11 protein-coding genes are annotated in these 22,112 nt (G+C 50.3%); 3 read left to right on the top strand and 8 right to left on the bottom strand.

The features are described 5' to 3' along the window. Window positions 1–205 precede the first annotated feature (205 nt). On the top strand, window positions 206–2,167 hold the full coding sequence (locus CJA_RS00680; RefSeq protein WP_012485819.1) for an alpha/beta hydrolase family protein: 1,962 nt from the start codon (window positions 206–208) through the stop codon (window positions 2,165–2,167). Window positions 2,168–3,193: 1,026 nt separating this feature from the next. Beyond that, on the top strand, window positions 3,194–3,610 hold the full coding sequence (locus tag CJA_RS19940; RefSeq protein WP_041550811.1) for a thiol-disulfide oxidoreductase DCC family protein: 417 nt from the start codon (window positions 3,194–3,196) through the stop codon (window positions 3,608–3,610). 345 nt (window positions 3,611–3,955) lie between these two features. Here CJA_RS19940 and CJA_RS00665 read toward each other — a convergent pair whose 3' ends face one another. From CJA_RS00665 to CJA_RS00640, 6 genes are all read right to left on the bottom strand, one after another. Continuing rightward, a complete protein-coding gene (locus CJA_RS00665) occupies window positions 3,956–4,720 on the bottom strand; it encodes an RHS repeat-associated core domain-containing protein (protein ID WP_012485817.1) in 765 nt (254 codons plus the stop codon). Between the two features lie 8 nt (window positions 4,721–4,728). After that, window positions 4,729–5,241, bottom strand: coding sequence for a Rhs family protein (locus CJA_RS00660; RefSeq protein ID WP_012485816.1), 513 nt, complete (start codon window positions 5,239–5,241; stop codon window positions 4,729–4,731). 54 nt (window positions 5,242–5,295) lie between these two features. Continuing rightward, on the bottom strand, window positions 5,296–6,858 hold the full coding sequence (gene tnpC / locus CJA_RS00655) for an IS66 family transposase (RefSeq protein ID WP_049765376.1): 1,563 nt from the start codon (window positions 6,856–6,858) through the stop codon (window positions 5,296–5,298). A gap of 38 nt (window positions 6,859–6,896) precedes the next feature. Then, window positions 6,897–7,247: an IS66 family insertion sequence element accessory protein TnpB gene (tnpB, locus tag CJA_RS00650; RefSeq protein WP_012485814.1), complete on the bottom strand. Its 351-nt coding sequence runs from the start codon at window positions 7,245–7,247 to the stop codon at window positions 6,897–6,899. After that, window positions 7,244–7,558: an IS66 family insertion sequence element accessory protein TnpA gene (tnpA, locus tag CJA_RS18490; protein WP_012485813.1), complete on the bottom strand. Its 315-nt coding sequence runs from the start codon at window positions 7,556–7,558 to the stop codon at window positions 7,244–7,246. Before tnpA ends, tnpB begins: the two co-directional genes overlap by 4 nt. Window positions 7,559–7,626: 68 nt before the next feature. Further along, window positions 7,627–8,979: a hypothetical protein gene (locus CJA_RS00640; RefSeq protein WP_012485812.1), complete on the bottom strand. Its 1,353-nt coding sequence runs from the start codon at window positions 8,977–8,979 to the stop codon at window positions 7,627–7,629. Between the two features lie 22 nt (window positions 8,980–9,001). Between CJA_RS00640 and CJA_RS00635 the strand changes: the two genes are divergently transcribed. Further along, a complete protein-coding gene (locus tag CJA_RS00635) occupies window positions 9,002–9,952 on the top strand; it encodes an integrase core domain-containing protein (RefSeq protein ID WP_012485811.1) in 951 nt (316 codons plus the stop codon). A gap of 255 nt (window positions 9,953–10,207) precedes the next feature. Here CJA_RS00635 and CJA_RS00630 read toward each other — a convergent pair whose 3' ends face one another. Together CJA_RS00630 and CJA_RS00625 are read right to left on the bottom strand one after the other, a co-directional pair. Next, window positions 10,208–10,792, bottom strand: a complete 585-nt coding sequence (locus tag CJA_RS00630) for a hypothetical protein (RefSeq protein WP_148208766.1) — start codon at window positions 10,790–10,792, stop codon at window positions 10,208–10,210. An 11-nt stretch (window positions 10,793–10,803) separates the two neighbouring features. Further along, entirely contained in the window at window positions 10,804–22,002 is an 11,199-nt protein-coding gene (locus CJA_RS00625) for a tandem-95 repeat protein (protein ID WP_041550802.1), read from the bottom strand. Window positions 22,003–22,112: the final 110 nt, after the last annotated feature.

The raw sequence follows: 22,112 nt of genomic DNA, 5'->3' as shown, positions 1-22,112 counted from the left end.
AGGTTAGGGCAACAAGGTTAAATCAACCTTAATTTGGCCAAGGCGTTTTCAACAGAGTGAATTGACGCGCTAATAGACCTCAGTGATACTGCCGGCCTGCAGTTTCGTGTCAGAAGTGTGTATGGATCAGCCAGGGAGTTTACCCCGCAGCCCGCTATACAGGACCCTAAAGCTGCATATCAAGGACTACTAAAGGAAAACGATTATGCGTTTGTTTCGTCTCATATTCAGCAGTCTGGTGCTGCTAATGGCATTGACCGCGGTAACCCATGCCGCCAAACCAGCTAAGCATACCCCGCAACCCCTCTCCAGCTTTTATCGCGATGAAGTCCTCGACAGGCTTGAACTGTCTCCCGACGGAACCCACTTGCTGGCCCTGAAAAACATCGATGGTATTACGGCAGTGATGGTTTACGAATTGGCCACAGGAAACGTTTTTTTCCCCACCAAAACGGACAATAAGGAATTCAAATTCAATTGGGTGCGCTGGGCCAATAATGATCGCTTGTTAATGAGCCTGCGCTTTGCCAGCAGGCGCGGTATGAATACCTCCCTGCAATTCACCGAAACGCGCTTGCTGGCCGTCGATGCGAAAAAACCATCAAAAATTATCACGCTGGTCAAGCCCAATGAAGATGCGGTCTACCAGGGTTGGGTCAGCCAATTTCAGGACAATATCATCAGCATGTTGCCGGATGATCCCGAACATATTTTGCTGAGTGTGGATCGCGACCTGCCCGGCCACCAGACCGTCTATAAAGCCAACGTCTATACCGGCAAGTTATCACGCGTTAAAAAATACCACAGTAGTGTGCGCTCCTGGTTGGCGGACCGCCAGGGCAATGTGCGTGCAGGTGTGGGCTACAACGACCGCGATCGTCGCATCAGCATCCGTGTACTCGATCCCAACACCAATAAATGGACGGAAGCCTGGTCCTATATCAACTTCGATGAGCCGGATATTTCACCTGTCGGCTTTGGCAACGATCCCAATGAATTATTTTTGTTCGCCAACCACGAAGGTCGCCAGGCGCTGTTCAAAGCCGATTTATCCAAACCCGGCTATCCCAAAGAATTGGTACTCAGCCATCCGGAATACGATGTCAGTGGCAGCCTGATTTATTCACCGGCACACAAGCAGGTGGTCGGCATTTACTACAACGATGGCCAAAGCAAAAGTATTTTCTGGAACCAGGAATTCAAAGCCTTCCAGGCAGGCCTGGATAAAGCCTTGCCCGACAGCAACAACTACATCATCAGCCTGAGTGAAGATGCACGCAAATACGTGTTGTACTCCAGTGGCAACCTCAACCCGGGCGCTATTCTCTATGGCAATCGCGATACCAAAGAGCTGGTACACGTTGCCGATTTGTTGCCGGAATTAACAGAAGACGTACTGGTTAAAAAAGAATTCCGCACCTACAAGGCGCGCGATGGCCTGGCACTTGAGGGTTATTTGTCTTTGCCCAAAACCTTTGCCAACAAACCGGTTGCCACCATTATCCTTCCCCACGGTGGCCCTATGAGTGAAGATGGCTCCGGTTTCGATCGCTTCTCGGCTTTTATGGTGGATCGCGGTTACGCGGTGTTCCAACCCAACTTCCGCGGTTCGTCCGGCCGCGGCCACGACTTTATGATGCAAGCCATAGGCGGTTACGGCCTGGAAATGCAGGATGATCTTGAAGACGCCGTGCATTACCTGGTCAGGGAAAAAATTGCCGACCCCAAAAAAGTGTGTATTGTCGGCGCCAGCTATGGCGGCTATGCAGCACTGATGGGCGCCACCAAAACACCGGACCTGTTCCAATGTGCCATCAGTTTTGCAGGCATGTCAGACCTGGTCAAAATGCGCGATACCTTCCGCTACTATATGGCGGCCAACAGCTACCGGGAACAGTTTGGTAATGACCGAAGCCAACTCAAGGAAACCTCACCTGCACGTATGGTCGACAAGGTTAAAATTCCAATCCTGCTCATCCATGGCGATAAGGATGCCTCTGTCCCTGTCGCACAAAGCCGGTTAATGGCCAAGGCCCTGGCAAAAACCAAGAAAACCTACGAATACATTGAATTGGAAGACGGTACCCACCATCTGGACTACCTCCCTCATCGCCAACAAACCTTCGAAGCCATGGATAAATTCCTGAACCAATATTTACCGTTATAGACTTCCAGGGCCAGCAGCAATGCTGGCCTTTTTGTTAGCGCAGTTCTTTTTATTAGCACCGTTTAATACGCACAAATCTTGACAATTTCAGTCTCACCCTCAGCTTATGCTGTGCGCTCTGCGTTGGATAGAAATTTGGCGAATATTAGTGCAGCATTATCAGCAGCGACAATCACTGCCGGAGATCCAGCTTATATTGCTAAGCGCTTAGCAGAAGGTGATACGGTGGGAGCATGGGTAAGTAAAGTCGCTCACCCTGATACAATTTTTATAACCCCTCATTAACAAGCAATAGAACATATTTCTCTGCTTTGCTTGTTCATGAAGCCGCTCATCTGGCAGGTTTTGGGCATGAGCATTTCCAAGGCGCTGTCGCCTATGGTGGAGCTGGTGCAATAGGTTTGGCAGGCAGTTTTGGGTGGTCTGTGACAAGGAATAACGCTTCCAGCTATGCCTGCGCTGCATACACCAGAGCAATTGATTGTCAGTGGAGAATGTTAATGAAAAAAATAGTACTATTTTTTATTTTTCTAGTTGTTAGCTGTTCGTCATTTGCAAAAAAATTGCCGACGCTAAGGTATATGTAACTCCCGCCAAATGCGAGCGTGACCATTGTGTCACGCTTAGTTACATAAATAAATTTGATAGGGCGGTATGCATTAAAAATACGTATTTTCCCTATGATGGCAATTTGAATGAGAACGCTTTTCGGCTAACAAGCCAAGCCTCAAAGGAACGCTCAAAGTACAAATTGATCGAGCCCAGCATGGCGACGAAATCTCTGGATGCAGTTTTAGTAAGATTGGTTTCCTCTGGGGGCGTTGCTACTACGACTATCAATCTTACTGAAACATCGTGGGAATGGCAGGCCGTTTTTGACAGCCATCCTGTCAAAAACTTGTTGAGGATAAGAGATGAGATATAAAAAAACTGGCATTTATGTTTTAAAAATGCCAGTTTTCAATCAACCATCCTGTGGTTTACAGCTTTACAGGACATTTACCTCATACAAGCGGAACATCATTGATGAATCAAAAATTCGAGCCTCACAATAGCATTATTGTCTTCGATGGCACCTGCAAATTATGCAATTCATCAGTAAATTTTATCATCGAGAGAGATCATAAAAATATTTTTAAATTTGCACACATGCAAACAAACATTGGTCAACAAATACTGGTCACTTACAACATATCGAACGACAACATAGATACCTTTCTCTTGGTAAAAAACGGCGAGGCTTTTATCAAGAGTGACGCAGCGCTAGCAATAACAAAAGAGCTTAAGAGCCCCTGGAATCACCTTATCATTTTACGGATCATCCCGAGACCAATACGAAACTATTTGTACTCTTTAATCGCTCGTAATCGATACAAATGGTTTGGAAAACAAGAGTACTGCATGACGCCCACACCAGAACTACAAGATAAATTCCTCACCTAAAGACACACCAAACGACTAGACCAGAGATAGCCCCTAAAGAACTGAAAATTATTAGTTGGTCTAATGGCGGAAACATCGCAGAAAAAGAAAATAACAAAAAGGCCGTAAGCAACGAAACCATAACACCCATAAGTACGCAAAATCTCAAAGGGATAGCTTCTTTCAGCCTAAGCGCAAAAACTGAAGGCAAACCCACCACGACTACCAACACATAGGAAAAAAGTATCGTAATCAGAAGCACCGTTTTGTTGAACGGTGCTTCTGATGCATACGACAAGTAAGAATAGTAAATGGCACCAAGTAATGGTGGCGTTAAAATGCCTGCCAAAATAGCCTTAAACCAAATCATTGTTGTTGCACCGCATGATGGTAAACCATACGCCTTATCCTTAAATCCACATCACGCCACAAGGCACCATCGACCAACCTTGCAGCCACATTTAATGGGGTCGCGGGGCCAACCTTAGACGTCTCAATATACACCCAGCCACGGCTATCAGTGACAACTTGTCGCGTAACAACTCCCGAAAGCACATGTCCTTCTAACGCAACATTATGAACGGTCAAAGTATCATCATTAAAGAAGTGCTGAGTCGGCCCAACAAACAATTCAGAAATCGCACCGTTTTCAAAAGGGGTGCCATCTCCTCCGGGTCCGGGGAGGATCTTCAAACCATTACTATAAACTGATTGAGGTGTACATCCTTCCATTGCTGTGTTGCATATTGCTGTACGCAAAGGACCATAACTACCCCAACAGCTCCCCTCTTGTGCATTATCAAAACCGAGCCCATTACCATTCTTTTGTTTGCTTGTTGATTGTAGCTCCTCCTTTTCATCCCGTGGCAATTCCTCCATCCAAACCGTAGGCGTTCCCTGATTGGCAGCCCTCTCTGCCACCTTCTTGGCTTGCGAATAATTAATCTGCATTTGAGCCGCCTGGTGGCTGGCATTCCAGAACCACCCCGACGTGTGTTGATAGGACGACTCCATCGCCCACTGCATCATGTCTGAAAAATACCCCGTTGGATCGACGAGGCTCAGCGGATTATTAAACACATAACTGTAGCGGTTAAAGCTCTGTGTGTTATACGGCGACTGAATGTACAAGTCCGCACTCAGGAATCTTCCGATGCTGGGGTCATAGATTCGCCCCCCATATGAACCAAATGATGGGCGTCGAGCTGCTCATGGCCAGTGTAACCCTGTTGGGTCTTGAAGGCATTCAGCTCACCGGTGGAGGGGGTACCCGTCTGCCAACTGGCCTGCTGTCTCTGTCCCCAGACCCCAAAGCTCATCCGACCAGTCAGATTACCGTTGGCATCCGTCATCGCTTCCGTCGAGCCCAGATGATCCTTATGCAGGTAGGTGACTTCGATGATACTGCCTGTTTTGGTCTGTACCATAAAGCCATCGACATAGCTCTTTTGCGTTACGGTTCCTGTGTTGTTGTCGACGATCTCTTCGTAAGCACCACCGTTGATGACATAGGTGGTTTTTCCACTGGATACCTGTTTAAAGCGCTCGTGGTTGGGGCCATAACTGAAGCTGCTGGTGCCATTGCTACCGTTGATGGTCAGGGGTTTGTTGAATACATCATAAGTGATGGTTTCACCACCGCGACTGGTCATGTTGCCGTAGCGGCATAGGCCAGGCTGTTCTTTCTTGCAATCAGTGGTAAACGCCTAACTAACCCCATCCTTGTAATTCCACGGTAATAATGCCTCGATCTGTTCGAGGCTTGTCGCATTGGGTAATTCAGTGAAGATTGTTTTTAAATACCCATAAGGCTCCAGCCCATTGGCCTTGGCGGTTTCAATCACACTGTATAAATTTGCACTCGCCGTGGCCCCTTTGGGACTTGTGGAGAATAGCCAGTTTTTTCGCCCAATCACAAACGGGCGGATTGCATTCTCCGCTGCATTGTTATCAATCGGATAATCCCCCGATTCCACATAGCGAACCAGCTTCGGCCATTGTTCATGCAAATAATGCAATGCCTTTCCAATCAACGATTGTGGCGGTGAATGTGCCAAGCCTTTATCCAACCAGACTTTTATTTTTTGTAACACCGGCAGCGATTGTGTTTGTCTCAGTTGATATTTTTCTTCCGGCGTTTTGTCCTTAATCGCCTTTTCTATTCCATAGAGCTGCTGGATAAACGCAATCGCTTGATCTGCTTTACCGGTTTTTCCCTTCGCCTGGATTTTTTGTGCCTCGATAAACTTGCGACGCGCATGTGCCCAACAGGCTAAATGGGTAATACCCTTTTTTTCACAAGGTGCGTTGTAAGCTGCATAGCCATCGGTCATGAGTGCGCCATTAAAATCACGTAGCAATTCCGTGATTACTTTTCCACTGCGTGTCGGTTCGTAGCGATAAAGCACTGCTGCACACGTGGGTTGCGTACTGCGCAATACCCACATAAAACTCTGTGTTTCAGCCGCACGACCGGTTTCATTCAACACCTGCACACGCGTTTCATCCGCATGAAGAATCGTTTGTTCCAACATTCTTTCGTGCAGCAAGTTAATTAATGGCTGCACCAGGTTTCCACAACGGATCATCCAGTTGGCGAGTGTAGTGCGATCCATCTCCACACCAATACGTTTGAAAATGTCCGTCTGGCGATACAGCGGCATGGCATCTACATATTTTTGCGTGGCAATATGGGCCAACAGCCCGGGTGAGGCGATACTTTTTTCAATCGGTTGTGCGGGTTTCTTTGCGGTCACAAGATAGTTTTCGCAACAGGGGCAGGCGTATTTCAATCGTTTGTGATGTAACACCCGAACACTGGCGGGGATAATGTCTAATTGTTCGTGGGATTCAAAACCGATGGGTTTTAATAACGATCCATCGTGCGGACAGCATTTTTGATCCTCAGGCAGATCGTGGGTAATCTCGATACGATGTAGCTCTTTGGGAATGGATGCACGTTTCTTCTTGCGTTTATGCTCCGCTACAACAACCGTGTCATCGGCAAAGGCATCCACTTGTTCAGGGGCTTCGGCTTCCGCGGTATCCTCCGCTTCGGTAAAGACCAGCTCCGCTTGAAGCACTTCCTGCTTTTCACTGGAACTGCCAAATTGTTTTTGCTGAAGCGAGAGGATATATTCTTCAAGAATACGAATGCGTTTTTCTTTGCTTTGAAGGGACTTTTCCTGCGCTGAAATAATATCGTCTTTATCGGCAACTATTTTTTGCAGATCAATATTTTCTTGCAGAAGATCGGGTTTGTTTTCCATCCACACATCTTATAAAAAACCTGCGCAGGTTGATAGCACTAATTCGCCGAGAAGAAATATTTTTCTGTGTGTGGTTGAAGCTTTTCAATATCTAACCCGCGCAACAGCCAATCAAACTGTTCGTGAGTCAGTGATAACACAGCATCACCCCGGCGTGGCCATTTGAATTTGTCTTTTTCCAGCCGCTTGTACCACAGACAAAACCCGGTTTTATCCCAGTAGAGGATTTTTATTTTATTGCGGGTGCGATTGCCAAACACAAACACGGATCGGGAAAATACCTCCAGTGCCATGGACTCCTGCACCAAGACACTCAACCCATTAATGGATTTGCGAAAATCCACCGGTTGCCGGTGTACGTATACCGGCACATCATCCCACTGGATCATGCCAACGCCCTGAGCAATTGGGCCAGCCACTGAGGTGGCGGTAGTGTGCCAAATTCAAGCTGGCCTACATGATGGCGAATGGTCAGTGATGCAGCCTTCACACCAGAAGCTTCGTGCGGTATTTTGGGCTTTACTTTTACACGAACAAAACCGGCTTCCTCTTTACTGGCCATCTTTGCCAATTGTTTGCGGCGCAAGCTGAAGTATTTGGGGCACAGCTCGTTCTGCTTACAAAAAACGGCTGCTGATACACCGCTGGCGTCGTGCTGCGCAAACAGTGCTCGCCATTGTTCTTCGTTACGTTTTTTCATAAGGCCTCCTGGTGAATTTAGGAAAAGTACCTTAGTAAAAAAACAATTAACTCGATAGATGGGGTTAGTTAGGCGCTTACAGTGATGTCGGTTGTCGTACCGGTTTTGGTCTGTACCATAAAGCCATCGACATAGCTCTTTTGCGTTACGGTTCCTGTGTTGTTGTCGACGATCTCTTCGTAGGCACCGCCATTGATTACGTAGGTGGTCTTGCCACCGGTTATTTGTTTGAACCGTTCATGGTTGGGGCCATAACTGAAGCTGCTGGTGCCATTGCTGCCGTTGATGGTCAGGGGTTTGTTGAACACGTCATAGCTGATGGTTTCACCACCGCGACTGGTCATGTTGCCGTAGCGATCATAAGCATAGGTTTTGTAATCAGGTGTGCCGCTGGTGCCTGAGCTGGTAACAGCATGCACACCGGCATTGCCAGTGCGGTTATAGGCCAATGCGCCGGTGTCGCTGCGGTAGGTAAGGTTACCCAGGTCATCATACTGATAATCCAGACTACGGTTGAACAGGCCCAGACCCGAGGTGGTGCTGGCAGTGACCCGATTGAGCTTGTCGTAGGCAAAACGTTCGGTAGTGTTTTCAAAAGCCAGGCCGTTGTTGTCACTGCGCTTTGTGGTGCGGCTGCGCAGGTTGCCGAGGCTGTCAAACTCATAACTCAACGCCTGGATATCGCCGTTGAGGCTGTTCAGCGTGTTGCTGGCCGTTAACCGGCCGCTGGTGATACTGGCCAGGCGGCCGTTGCTGTCGGTGTAGGTATGAGCCGTGACGACACCGTTGCCGTAGAGCGCGTGAGTCAACTGGCCACGATTATTCTGTTGCTTACCTAGAACCCACAGGGTGTTGTCAGTACTGCCTGTGACGTCACGAGTGCGCACATGCATACCGCTGGCTTGGTAATCGCGGGTGATAGTCAGGCCGTTCGGGTAGGTGGTGGTGGCCGGTCGGCTGAAACTGTCGTAGCCGTAGGTAAAGACTTTGCCGCCAGCCAGGCCAGTGATGCTGGTGGTTTGGGTCTGCACACGGGATAGCGGGTCGTAGGTATAGTTTTCGCTGTAACCATTACCTGATTGGCTGGATAGCAAACCTAACTGGCCCGGTGCATCCCATACCCAGCTATAGCTGGTGGCGTTACCACTGGCAGGCTGGTCGATGCGATGAGTTTTGCGGCCCAGGTCATCATAGGTGTAGGTGATGGATTTGGTGTGGCCGGTCAGGTCGGGTTGCCAGGTCTGCTTGCGCAGTTCCCCAAAGCCGTTGTAGGCAAAGTCGATCACCCCGGCATCCGGGTCGGTGATGCGGGTTTTGTTGCTGGCCAGGTCGTGCACGACGGTGATAGTTGTCAAGGTATTGTTGTTGACGAGCGTGGTCTTGAGGTGGCCCTGGGCATCGTAGGTGTAGCTGCCACACAAAAATATCTAACAGGAGATAATTGTGACTGTTGTTTCAATAAGGATTTTTATCGAGGCTGCATGGCTTATTTGGATTCAGCAGAAAACTGTCTTCCTGAAGCACCTTCGCTTGTTAGGCTTATTGATAAAACGACAAAAACCGCTTTTCCGTGCAAAACAAAAAATCAAATCAACCGAAAAACAATCGATAATTATTGTAAAACGACAACGCAAACCGGCATGGGTTAAACAGGAAATTATCCGGCTCAAAGCGTTTATGGTTCACGATGGCTGCCGGAAAGTGGCTGATGCCTTTAACAGGCTTTATCGTGAAAAACAGGACATGTCCGTGAGTAAAACGTATACAGCCACCATCATCCAGAAACACGCCAAAGAAATCCTGTTGTTACGTAAAACACTAAGAAACCGCACACCCAGGCCATTACCCAAAAACCTTGTATGGTCAATGGACCTGACGTACGTTAACGATGATGAGCACATACCACAAACCATTTTGGGTATTGTGGATTCAGGAACCCGGCTGTGTTTGCAGTTGGAACCAATCCCCGGCAAAGCATCGGCAACGTTGTTGCGGTATCTATTGGATACTGTAGAAAAATACGGAAAACCGAACTTGGTCAACACGGATAATGAGCCGGTATTTACCTCGAAACTCTTCCGGTTTGGCCTGTGGCTGTTACAGATCAAGCACCAGCGCTCGGAGGTTTGCTGCCCGTGGATGAATGGAAAAATTGAGCGCTTCTTTGGAACCTTGAAGCAGAAGCTGAAACATTACACACCGGGCTTCACTGAAAATCTTTCAACAGATTTGGATACTTTCAGGTTTTGGTATAACCATATTCGGACACACCAGAATTTAAACGGATTGACCCCGTTCGAGGTTTGGAAAAACACAACACCTCACACCGGAAAGCCACTGATGTTTTCTGCATGGGATGGTGCATTGACAGGAATCTATTTTTCACCGCCCTGAAGAAATTTATAGCGTGAGACATAAAACCTTGTAGCGGAATCTATTGTCCGGGGTTTTTATCATGCCGAAAATGAAAAAACCGGATTTTACAGATTGTTAAAGAGCATTGTTCAAATTTTGTGCGTTTAACCAAAAAATGAACTTGAAAAAATTAGTACTGCCTTATCGGGACATCGGACAGGACAGGCGGAGTCGTAAACTCGCCCATCCAGAAGAAGTGTCAGATCAAGTTTGAGCTAGTACAATTTATGAACACTACTTTCGCCAATTCTCTATCTTATCCGATATAAAATCCTCAAACTCTTTTGCTAAAGCAATATTAGTGTTTTCCAAGTGGAATGAAACACCATATCCATTTACGTTTTTCTTAAAATAACAAACTTCAACATTGCCAGTCAGCCCCGACCGACTACATTGTGCCTCCAAGAATTTACCTCCACCCTCAGACGACACTAACAGCCAGCTATCTGATGAACGATATAATCGCTCGTATGGCAAATATTTATCAGCATCAACTCGTGTATCACTTTTAACAAAACTCGTGAGGACAGAATTACTAACGGCATTCAAATCAATAAAGCTTTGTTCCACAACAAAACTTAACTCTCGTTTTCCTCTATTTTCAATCTGGTACCGAGGAATTTTACGTTTAACTTCATCTTCTGGAACCACTAGCGCGATACCAATAGACTCATCATCAAAAACTCCCTTTGGACCTTCGGAAGGAGCATGCAGCACATACTCCTGAGGGATTTTTAACCCTTCAAAGTCAATAGACTTTGAATTAACACTGCAACTAGAAGATGCCATAAAAATTCCAATAAGAAACCAGTTTTTCACAAATACCCCCGTCAATTACTATCGCAAGATGGCCGACAATAAAAAGGCTCCAGCAAAGGCTCATGTCTGCCCGTCCCATAACTTCCACCATACCATCGCCTACTAACATTAAACCGATCAAAAACTACATGGTGATATTGGGTAATTTCGTCAGCTCGTAAAAAGTAGTGTCTACCAGATAAGTCTGCGGCAGTTGCGTCTAAGTGAGCGGTTGCAATGGCCTTTCCAAAAGATAGTACAGCGGTATTCAAAGCATCAGGGTTAAGTAATAGCTCAGGGTTTCCCGTAAGCAATCCATTGCGCGCATTAAATCGAACTGTGGCACCAACCCCCACCCAATAAGCACCATCTACTTTACCGTGCATTGCTAGAACGTCAGCAGGGTCTCCCCATGTTGCAAAACCGACGCAGCCAATAGGGTCGCCGGCAGCGCACCTTCCTTGCCACATTTCTGCCAACTTACCTTCAGAAATCAACTTATATTCTGCTTCGGTAGGTTTAAGCCCCTCTTGTGCACCATCCAAACTGAGCCCATTACCATTCTTTTGTTTGCTTGTTGATTGTAGCTCCTCCTTTTCATCCCGTGGCAATTCCTCCATCCAAACCGTAGGCGTTCCCTGATTGGCAGCCCGCTCTGCCGCCTTCTTGGCTTGCGAATAATTAATCTGTGCTTGTGCCGCCTGGTAGCTGGCATTCCAGAACCACCCCGACGCGTGTTGATAGGACGACTCCATAGCCCACTGCATCATGTCTGAAAAATACCCCGTTGGATCTATGCGACTTAGAGGATTATTAAACACATAACTGTAGCGGTTAAAGCTCTGTGTGTTATATGGCGACTGGATGTACAAATCTGCGGAGAGGAACCGCCCAATCGTGGGGTCATACACCCGCCCGCCCATGTGAATCAGATCGTGATTGTCGAGCTGCTCATGGCCAGTGTAGCCCTGTTGGGTCTTGAAGCTGTTGAGTTCCGTCGTGGGTGGGGTACCCGTCTGCCAACTGGCCTGCTGTCGCTGCCCCCAGACCCCAAAGCTCATCCTGCCGGTCAGGTTGCCGTTCGCATCCGTCATCGCTTCCGTCGAGCCCAGATGATCCTTATGCAGGTAAGTGATGTCGGTTGTCGTACCGGTTTTGGTCTGTACCATAAAGCCATCGACATAGCTCTTTTGCGTTACGGTTCCTGTGTTGTTGTCGACGATCTCTTCGTAGGCACCGCCATTGATTACGTAGGTGGTCTTGCCACCGGTTATTTGTTTGAACCGTTCATGGTTGGGGCCATAACTGAAGCTGCTGGTGCCATTGCTGCCGTTGATGGTCAGGGGTTTGTTGAACACGTCATAGCTGATGGTTTCACCACCGCGACTGGTCATGTTGCCGTAGCGATCATAAGCATAGGTTTTGTAATCAGGTGTGCCGCTGGTGCCTGAGCTGGTAACAGCATGCACACCGGCATTGCCAGTGCGGTTATAGGCCAATGCGCCGGTGTCGCTGCGGTAGGTAAGGTTACCCAGGTCATCATACTGATAATCCAGACTACGGTTGAACAGGCCCAGACCCGAGGTGGTGCTGGCAGTGACCCGATTGAGCTTGTCGTAGGCAAAACGTTCGGTAGTGTTTTCAAAAGCCAGGCCGTTGTTGTCACTGCGCTTTGTGGTGCGGCTGCGCAGGTTGCCGAGGCTGTCAAACTCATAACTCAACGCCTGGATATCGCCGTTGAGGCTGTTCAGCGTGTTGCTGGCCGTTAACCGGCCGCTGGTGATACTGGCCAGGCGGCCGTTGCTGTCGGTGTAGGTATGAGCCGTGACGACACCGTTGCCGTAGAGCGCGTGAGTCAACTGGCCACGATTATTCTGTTGCTTACCTAGAACCCACAGGGTGTTGTCAGTACTGCCTGTGACGTCACGAGTGCGCACATGCATACCGCTGGCTTGGTAATCGCGGGTGATAGTCAGGCCGTTCGGGTAGGTGGTGGTGGCCGGTCGGCTGAAACTGTCGTAGCCGTAGGTAAAGACTTTGCCGCCAGCCAGGCCAGTGATGCTGGTGGTTTGGGTCTGCACACGGGATAGCGGGTCGTAGGTATAGTTTTCGCTGTAACCATTACCTGATTGGCTGGATAGCAAACCTAACTGGCCCGGTGCATCCCATACCCAGCTATAGCTGGTGGCGTTACCACTGGCAGGCTGGTCGATGCGATGAGTTTTGCGGCCCAGGTCATCATAGGTGTAGGTGATGGATTTGGTGTGGCCGGTCAGGTCGGGTTGCCAGGTCTGCTTGCGCAGTTCCCCAAAGCCGTTGTAGGCAAAGTCGATCACCCCGGCATCCGGGTCGGTGATGCGGGTTTTGTTGCTGGCCAGGTCGTGCACGACGGTGATGGTGGTCAGGGCATTGTTATTAACAATGGTCGTTTTGAGATTCCCTTGGGCATCGTAGGTGTAATCCACCGGGGTGCCCCGCGCATCCTCGACCCTGACCACCTGGCCGAGGGCATTGGTATAGCGGCGAGTAGTCTGGATGTCCGTACTGTTGGGCGTGACCACTGTGACCGTTTCACTGGTCTTGAGCCGGTTGGCATCCAGGCTGTAGGTCACACCCAGGCTGCCGCCGTCGGGGCCGATGATGGTGTTGGCCCGCCCCAGGGCATCGTAGTCACTGTAGGTGGTCCAGTGGCTGGCGAAGCCGGTGAAGGGTTCGGACACGCGATGGACATACCCCGCTGCGGTGTACTGGGTATCGCTTTTCACCACCGCCTGGTTGAGGCTGTGGGTTTCGTTGCGCACCACCCGTTGCAGGCTGTCGTAGTAGGTGATGGCGAGCGGTGCGCCCAGTTTGCCCGGTTCACTCGGGTGGGTGACGCGGGTGGCTGTCAGGTAGACCGCATGACTCGGACAGGTGACCGGTGCGCTGGCGCAGTACCAGGACAGCAGTTCGGTGATGGCGCCATCCGCAGCGGTTTCACGCACATTGCGACCCAGCACGTCAAAGTCCCGACTGCTGATCAGACTGTTGGGATCGGCTTCCTGGTTGACCTTGCCGAAACGGTAGTCATAGCTGAGCGTGACGATATGACCGGCAGCATTGGTAACTGCCTCCGGGTAGATACCTTTATCGAGATCGCTGAAGCTGGTGATCCGGGCCGCGGTATTGGTGCTGTTCAGGTCTGCTGCTATGGCACCGGTATCGGTGATGGTGCCCTGTTCATTACGATTGGTAGTGGTGACTACTTCCAGGGCCGTACCTTCAAACACGGTCTGTTGATACACATCAAACTGGGCATTCGGCTCGAAGGTCGTGGTGACCGTGCGCGGATTAATATCCCCTGCTTCGGTGTAGGTTACGGTTGTTTCCGACACGAAGTCATCGGAACAATCACTGTCACTCGTGTTGATCAACGTGTTGGTCAAGGTAGCCGTGCCCAGAATGCCGGTAACGGTTATACCGGACAGGCCGGTGCCAGTTGTGGTAGTGCGCCCTATGAGATTGCCGCAGACATCGAAGCTGTTCTCCACTTTGTTGACGGCCAGTGGTGTGTTCAGCGAGGTGGTAAGCAGTTGGTAATCCTGCTGGATGCTGTAATCCAGGTAGGGGAAGCGGCCATTATGGCTGTGCGTTGTGTAGTGGTTCTGGGTGCGGCTGATCAGGTTGCCGCTGACACTGTCCTTGATCAGCACCTCGCTGATGCGGCCGGTATAGGGGAACCCCTGCAGATAGTGCGTGGCGGTTTCCACACCGCTACTGGTGCTGGTGGTTTCGATCTTCGCAAACCCGAGGAAGCCGCGCCCCTGTAAATCCTGTTTGCCGCCGGTGTAGTGAAACCAGGTGTGCACCTGGCCGCCGAGGCCGTTGCTGACGGACAGTTGCTTGACCACCTGCATACCGCGACTGGCAGGTGCTTGCGGGAAGGCGGGTGCTACGGCATCCGGGGTATACAGTGGTTTGCCGTTATTGTCATCGTCCACCAAGGGGCTGTAACCCAGCTCCTGGATTGCACCGAAGCCGTCGGTAACTTTGCTGAGCAGGTCGGGCTGTTGCTGTTTGCCAAAGTATGCTGCGCCACCGATGACAAGATCAGGGATACCGTCATTGTTGATATCACCGCGGAAAGGGTTAATGGTTTGCTCTCCAGGAACAATATCCAACCCAACCAGGTAACCCAGCTTGCCCATAAGCGGATCTACGCCACCATTGACAAACGACAAGGTTCCATTGACGTAAGAGCCATAGAATACCCGCATGACGCGCTCACCAGGGCCACTGGAAAAAAACACAATAAAATCATCTACTCCATCCTTGTTGTAATCCATCACAAAAGAATATTGCCCAAGAGCAACGTTATTCATGGGTACAACCGATGCCCCCGAGGTAATCAACGGCTGTAGCGAGTATGACTGACCATCTCCTGTTGATAAACGAATCCGCCATTGCGGCGCGCCTGAATGCTTATCCGCATAGAGCACATCCGCATGACCATCGCCATTGATATCGATCCAGGAATGCCAAAAACCGATATTAGATGTATAGCGATAGTGGAGAGGTGCATCAATATGCCCAACCCCAGATACTTTGGTTGCTGGTGATACCGAACTGACCCGCATTGAGCTACTGAAGGCTCCGAATTTATCAACCTCATTCAGAGCACCATAGAGCACGTTGTTAAAAAGCCCCGAATCCACTAATCCGTGAAAGGACACACCGGTTCGATCCAGAAGCCCATCATTGTTGATATCCACAAAATGGGGCTGGATACCACTGTAAGAAGAGGGCGCTTCATAAGGGTAAGTAACGGTTGCCAGAGATTCAACGAACGAAGCATCGCTCTGCTGAATCCAGAGGTGACCACCGATATAGAGATCCGTCAACCCATCATTATTTAAATCAACGGCGTGAACCTGCGGCAAGTTTGCCTTTGTCAGCGACACAACCGTCGAGGAGGTTTCCATGCCTGAAGGAGACATACGGATTATCTTGATATCCACATAATCTCCTCGAAGCACTCCCCTGGCCATATATTTTCCGAAGCGGGTTTGAATAGTACGGAGAAACTCGTCTGCGCTATCATTCGCTGCAACAAACCCGGTGGCAGAACCCCAGGCCAATATGCTTTTCTCGCCAATAACATCCACGAAGCCATCATTATTGATGTCCTCGTAAAGAACACCCTCGTAAGCCAAGGGTTGCCCTGCTTGCTCAAACCCAAGCTCCCCCATCTGCCACTCAAACTGCAAAGGCTTCGCGCACTGCCTGACTCCGGTCGAGGTAAAACCACATTCCCGGATTTCCTTCACCAGATGACGATTGGTAGTCGCGCTGAGCTGGTAATCAATGTCGTATTCCCTAACCCTGGTACCGGCTGTCGGTGTGCTGCTATCGGTTATACCAATGTAGGTCGTGACTTTATCCAATAGTTTTGTGCGCACATATTGATGACCGCCGTCATAACCCCAAGGTGTATTGCCGGTGCGGTCGATGTAACTGAATACCACAGCCGATTCCGGCGCCCAAGTGATATGGGATGGGTAGTGTTCCCCTATGACAGTATCTCGCAGGTAATAGACTTGATAGCGGTTGCCGTAGCGATCTTCCACCTTGTCCAGCATCCAGTTACTGATGGGACCATTAGGCTGGCCCGGTGCATAGATACGGCTCTTCTGGTTGGTCGCTTCTTCACCGAATGTCAGGGTACGACCGTCTTTGGTGGTCAGGGTGAAATACTGCGGCCCGCCTTCATGGGAACCATGGGCCTGGATACGGGTAAAGCTGTCGATCTCCGTCTGGTAGATCGCATTGGCAGCCCAATAGGCACTGTTATTGGCCGGGGTACTGCTGCCGGCAATAACCAATTTCTGACCATCCAGGCACAAGCGATCTCCCTGGGTGTATTGCGGGTTGGATTTTTGGGCCTCTGCACCTTCGGAGGCAAAGGTAGCACGGCAGCGATGGATGGATGATAGGCCACTGAGAAACCAGCCAACCCCCATCACCCCGTCACTACCGTGACTGTTGTAATTCAACCCCAATGTCGGTGCCAGATCACGAATCGCAGGTGGCAAGTCAATGGCAACCTTGTAGGACGCTGCACCACCATCCACATTGAGTGCGCCCTGGGTGATGGCCACAAAATCACCACTCCCCAAGTTTGTCACACCATCGGTGAGGTTGTGAATGAAGCTCGCCGGTGCATTGGCCATATCAAAAGTGATACTGGTGTCAGCCGAGACAGAGACCTTAACCGACAAGGTGCTTTCACCACCGTCAGCATCAGTGACCTTGATGGTCACCATTGCCAAACCGCTCTGACCAACCACCGGAGTAATCTTCAGGGTACGGGTGGCGCCACTGCCGCCCAGCACAATACCACTGGTGGCGATTAGGCCAGGCTTATCGGATGAGGTGGTGACACTGAGTGACGCTGCCGGGGTCTCGATATCGCCGATAGTGAAATTCAAAGTGGGGGCTGAGGTTCCTGCCGTAATACGCTGCTCCGGGATGGGTGTAATGGTCGGCAGATCGTTGACGGCGTTTACTGTCAGAACAAAGCTGCGTTGGGCAGAGGCACCACCGGCGTCCGTCACAGTTACCGTAATAGTAGTGACCCCGAAGGCATTGCCTAAGGGCGCCACTGTCAGCGTGCGATTGGTGCCGCTACCTCCCAGAACCAGGCGGTTGTTGGGCACCAGGGCCGTATTACTGGAGGTAGCCGATACGATCAGGGAAGCGGCGGCAGTTTCTTCATCATCCACTGTAAAGAGAACTACGCCAGTACTGGTATCTTCATCAATAGTACGATTACTGAAGGTTGAGATCACCGGCACATCATTAACCGAATTCACCGTCACCACAAAACTTCTTGAAGCACTTAATTGCCCATCCGATACCGTCACCGTCATCGTGGTTGTGCCATGGCCACTGGCTACCGGAGTGACGTTGATGGTGCGGCTCGCGCCGCTGCCACCCAAGGTGATATTGGCATGAGGTACCAGCGCAGTATTGCTGGAGGTGGCAGTTACCGTCAGGTTAGCTACCGGGGTATCAATATCAGCAATGGTAAAGGGTCGTGCACCGGTGCTGGTATCTTCGTCGATGGTGATGTTGGCAATCGCGGAGATCGTTGGTGCATCGTTGACCGGGTTCACTGTCACCACAAAAGATCGACTGGCCGTCAACTGACCATCGGATACTGTGACGGTAATGGTGGCCGCACCATTACCGTTGGCAACTGGCATAACATTAACCGTGCGGTTGGCTCCGTTGCCACCCAAGATGATATTGGCATGGGGTACCAGCGTGGTATTGCTCGATGTAAACGTGACTGTCAGATTAGCCACCGGAGTATCAATATCAGCAATGGTAAAGGCCCGCGCACCCGTACTGGTATCTTCATTGATGGTGATATTAGCAATCGTGGAAATTGTCGGCGCATCATTAATCGAATTCACCGTCACCACAAAACTTCTTGAAGTATTTAATTGGCCATCCGATACCGTAACGGTAATCGTGGCCGAGCCATAACTATTAGCCACTGGCGTGATATTGATCGTGCGGCTGGTACTACTGCCACCTAAAACAATATTGGTATTAGGAACCAGAGCAGTGTTGCTCGATGAGGCTGAGATGGTCAGGTTAGCTATCGGCGTATCGATATCACCGATAGTAAAAGCTCGCACACCGGTGCTGGTGTCTTCGTCGATAGTGATATTGGCGATCGTAGAAATCGTCGGGGCATCATTAATTGGACTCACCGTCACCACAAAACTTCTTGAAGTACTTAACTGACCATCCGATACCGTAACGGTAATCGTGGCCGTGCCATAACCATTAGCCACTGGCGTGATATTAACCGTGCGATTGGCTCCGCTACCACCTAAAGCAATATTGGTATTGGGGACCAAAGTGGTGTTGCTGGAGGTGGCTGTCACTGTTAATGACGAAACCGAAGTGTCGATATCACTGATGGTAAACGCCCGCGCACCGGTGCTAGTGTCTTCATCGATAGTGATATTGGCCATTGTGGAAATTGTCGGCGCATCATTGACCGAATTCACCGTCACCACAAAACTTCTTGAAGTATTTAATTGGCCATCCGATACCGTGACGGTAATGGTGGCTGTGCCATAACCATTGGCCACTGGCGTGATATTGATCGTGCGGCTGGTACTACTGCCACCTAGAACAATATTGGTATTGGGGACCAGTGTGGTATTGCTCGACGTGGCCGAAACAATCAGGTTGGCTACCGGTGTATCGATATCACCGATGGTAAAAGCTCGCACGCCTGTGCTGGCGTCTTCGTCAATAGTGATATTGGCAATGGCCGAGATTGTCGGTGCGTCATTCACCGGATTCACCGTCACAACAAAACTGCGGCTGGCGGTCAGTTGGCCATCCGATACAGTCACGGTAATCGTGGCTGTGCCATGGACATTGGCAATCGGCGTAACATTGACTGTGCGGTTGGCTCCGCTGCCACCCAGGGCAATATTGCCGTTAGGCACCAAGGCGGTATTGCTGGAGATGGCTGTGACCACCAAATTGGCTACTGGGGTGTCAACATCGCCGACGGTAAACGCCCGCGCACCAGTACTGGTGTCTTCATTGATGGTGATATTGGCAATGGCCGAGAGCGTTGGGGCATCGTTAACCGGGTTGATGGTAACCGCGAACAATTGTTGGGCTTGGCCACCCTGAGCATCGATTACCCGCACGGTGATAGTGGCACTGCCAAAGGCATTGGCCGTTGGCGTCACTGTCAGGGTGCGATTGGCACCGCTGCCGCCGAACACCAGGTTGCCATTGGGAATCAATGCAGTATTGCTGGAGGTGGCGCTAACGGTCAGATTTGCTACCGGAGTTTCCTCATCCCCTACCGTAAAGGCGATGGCACCGGTATTGGTGTCTTCATTGATGATGCGGTTGCCGATGGTGGAAAACGTCGGAACATCATTCAAGGCGGTCAATGTGATCGAGGCATTAGCCGAGATACTGCCACCATTACCCGTACAGATCACTGTAACCGTATGAGTCTGGCTGCTGACCAGTGTGGCCGGTGCTGTATAGGTCACCGTGCCGGAGGTGCTGCTGACACCGCTGATACCGGTGGCCGTACAGCTATTGGCATGGGTCGAACTCCAACTCAGGTTGGCCGTGGTATTAGCAGCGCCCGCATTGGCCTCATTGACTGCGGTTCGGTTAAAACTGGCATTAACCACCGGTTTCGGAAAGGCGACAGTAATACTTTTCTGGCTGTGGGTGCCCTGACACACCAAGCCTGCCTGGGTCACGCCAACACAATCCTGAAGATAGTACGTAAAGGTACCATTGGCCGTCTTGGTAATGCGTCTGCTGCCCACGGCAGAGGCACTGCCCGATGAACTGGCCGTGATATCAACACCGTTTTCAAACAGGCGTACTCCCTGTGTTCCGTACTCCCATTTCAGGTCATAGATACCTGTGGTACCGGTTTCCTCAATCCAGAGTTGTGGTGTCAGGTTATTAACCGTCACCGTGAAGGTACGGGTAACTGCACTACTACCAAAGGGAGCCCGAACGGTCATGGTGGCCTGGGCAGATGAGTTCGTGGAAGTGATACGGCCTGCTGTCAACTTGACCGAATAGTTATTACCGCTCCCACTCAAGACCGGCGTCACTGTGCCATTGGCACTGGAAGTGACCGTGATACCGCTGACTGGCGAATCAATATCCGTCACCGTGAAATTCACGGTGGTCTCAGCCAGTTCATTCACCGATACATTATTGATGGCGGAAATCACCGGTACATCGTCCACCGCATTCACGGTAACCGTGAACGACTGCTGGGCCTGACCGCCGTGTGCATCCGTCACCCGCACAGTGATGGTGGCACTGCCAAAGGCATTGGCCGCCGGTGTCACATTGATGGTGCGATTGGTACCACTGCCACCGAGTTGGATATTGGCATTGGGAATCAGGGTTGCATTACTGGAAGTAGCGGTAACGGTCAGATTGGCTGCCGGGGTTTCTTCATCGCCCAGGGTAAAGGCAATGGCACCGGTACTGGCATCTTCATTAATAGTGCGATTGCCAATGGCGGACAGAGTCGGCAGATCATTAATCCAATTGATCGTGAGTGATGCCGTAGCTGTTTTGCTGCCACCACCCCCGGTACAGGTAACCGGAATGCTCACCGTCTGGTTGCCGCTCATCACTGTCGGCGCCTGGAAGGTCACGCTGCCAGACGTGCCGCTGACGCCACTGATACCGGTAGCGCTGCACGCAGTGGCATGAGTCGAACTCCAGTTCAGCGTGGCTGTTCCTCCTTCGTTAATCGTAGCCGCATTAAAACTGGCAGAAACTACCGGAACAGGCTGGGAAACAATCGTGGATTTTTCCTGATGACGCGGTGTGCAATCCAATGACTGTCCATTGGCCACACAATAAAACAGACGGTAGTAATAAGTTCCGTTGGCACGCGTAACCGAATAGGATTGACTCCCCGCCAGGGTGGTCAATGTTATCCAGGAGCCGCTTGTCCCGACTCGCTCTTCAATTCGGGTATAGGTTGCTGTAGGTGGCGTTTGCGCATAAATACTGTATTGACCCGTTGTACTGGTAGCTGGAACACCAAAGGTTTCTGGTAGCGTTACCGCATTGGCCGTTTTCCAATCGGAACAGCCATAGGTATTACAGGCGCGCACGCGGAAGGTATAACTGGTATTTGCCTGCGAACCTGAAGGTGTAGTACTGGTGGCAGCGCCGGAGTACACCAGGCTACCGTTGCGCTGCAACTCATAGTGAATCGCGTTGGCCAGGCCGTCCCAGGATACCGAAATAGTTTCACTAAACGGATTGGGCGTCACCATCAGGCTCGAAAGTACAGCAGGAGGTACCGTAGGTGGCGTTACCACGACCGTTTTCTGGTATTCAGTGCGCAGCGGTATCGGCTGGTTCATCCCGTAGGCGCCCATCATATAAACGTCAACCAGAATATAAGTGTAGGTGCCTGGAGACTTTGCGATACTCAATGAACCATTGATGCCGTAATTATGGCCGACACGCATCCGTGTGGTACCAACCAGTTCGTAAATCTCCACATAAGTGCGCGCCCCGCTCCAGGTCAAGGTAAATGTACCTTCCTGTGTCGGTGTGGAAATGTCAAAAGTCGCTGCGTTTGCTGACTGGATGGCGATGAGGAAAGGCAATAGAAAAAGATATTTCCTGAAAAAATAACCCAACATAAATGCTACGTTGTTCCTGATAGAGAAAATTGAAACTGGCATAACGATCACTGTTTTCCTATAACTGTCCAGTGCTGGCGATAATTGGAATTGCTCCGCTTAACAGGGAT

The sequence above is a fragment of the Cellvibrio japonicus Ueda107 genome (assembly GCF_000019225.1).
GTDB classification, from domain to species: Bacteria; Pseudomonadota; Gammaproteobacteria; order Pseudomonadales; family Cellvibrionaceae; genus Cellvibrio; species Cellvibrio japonicus.
This window is presented reverse-complemented; position numbering and strand designations above follow the sequence as displayed.

Excerpts from the sequence above, each read along its gene's own strand:
- CJA_RS00680 (WP_012485819.1), top strand. The coding sequence starts at position 206 with ATGCGTTTGTTTCGTCTCATATTCAGCAGTCTGGTGCTGCTAATGGCA.
- CJA_RS19940 (WP_041550811.1), top strand. The coding sequence starts at position 3,194 with ATGAATCAAAAATTCGAGCCTCACAATAGCATTATTGTCTTCGATGGC.
- CJA_RS00660 (WP_012485816.1), bottom strand. The coding sequence starts at position 5,241 with ATGACCAGTCGCGGTGGTGAAACCATCACTTATGATGTATTCAACAAA.
- tnpC (WP_049765376.1), bottom strand. The coding sequence starts at position 6,858 with ATGGAAAACAAACCCGATCTTCTGCAAGAAAATATTGATCTGCAAAAA.
- tnpB (WP_012485814.1), bottom strand. The coding sequence starts at position 7,247 with ATGATCCAGTGGGATGATGTGCCGGTATACGTACACCGGCAACCGGTG.
- tnpA (WP_012485813.1), bottom strand. The coding sequence starts at position 7,558 with ATGAAAAAACGTAACGAAGAACAATGGCGAGCACTGTTTGCGCAGCAC.
- CJA_RS00625 (WP_041550802.1), bottom strand. The coding sequence starts at position 22,002 with ATGTTGGGTTATTTTTTCAGGAAATATCTTTTTCTATTGCCTTTCCTC.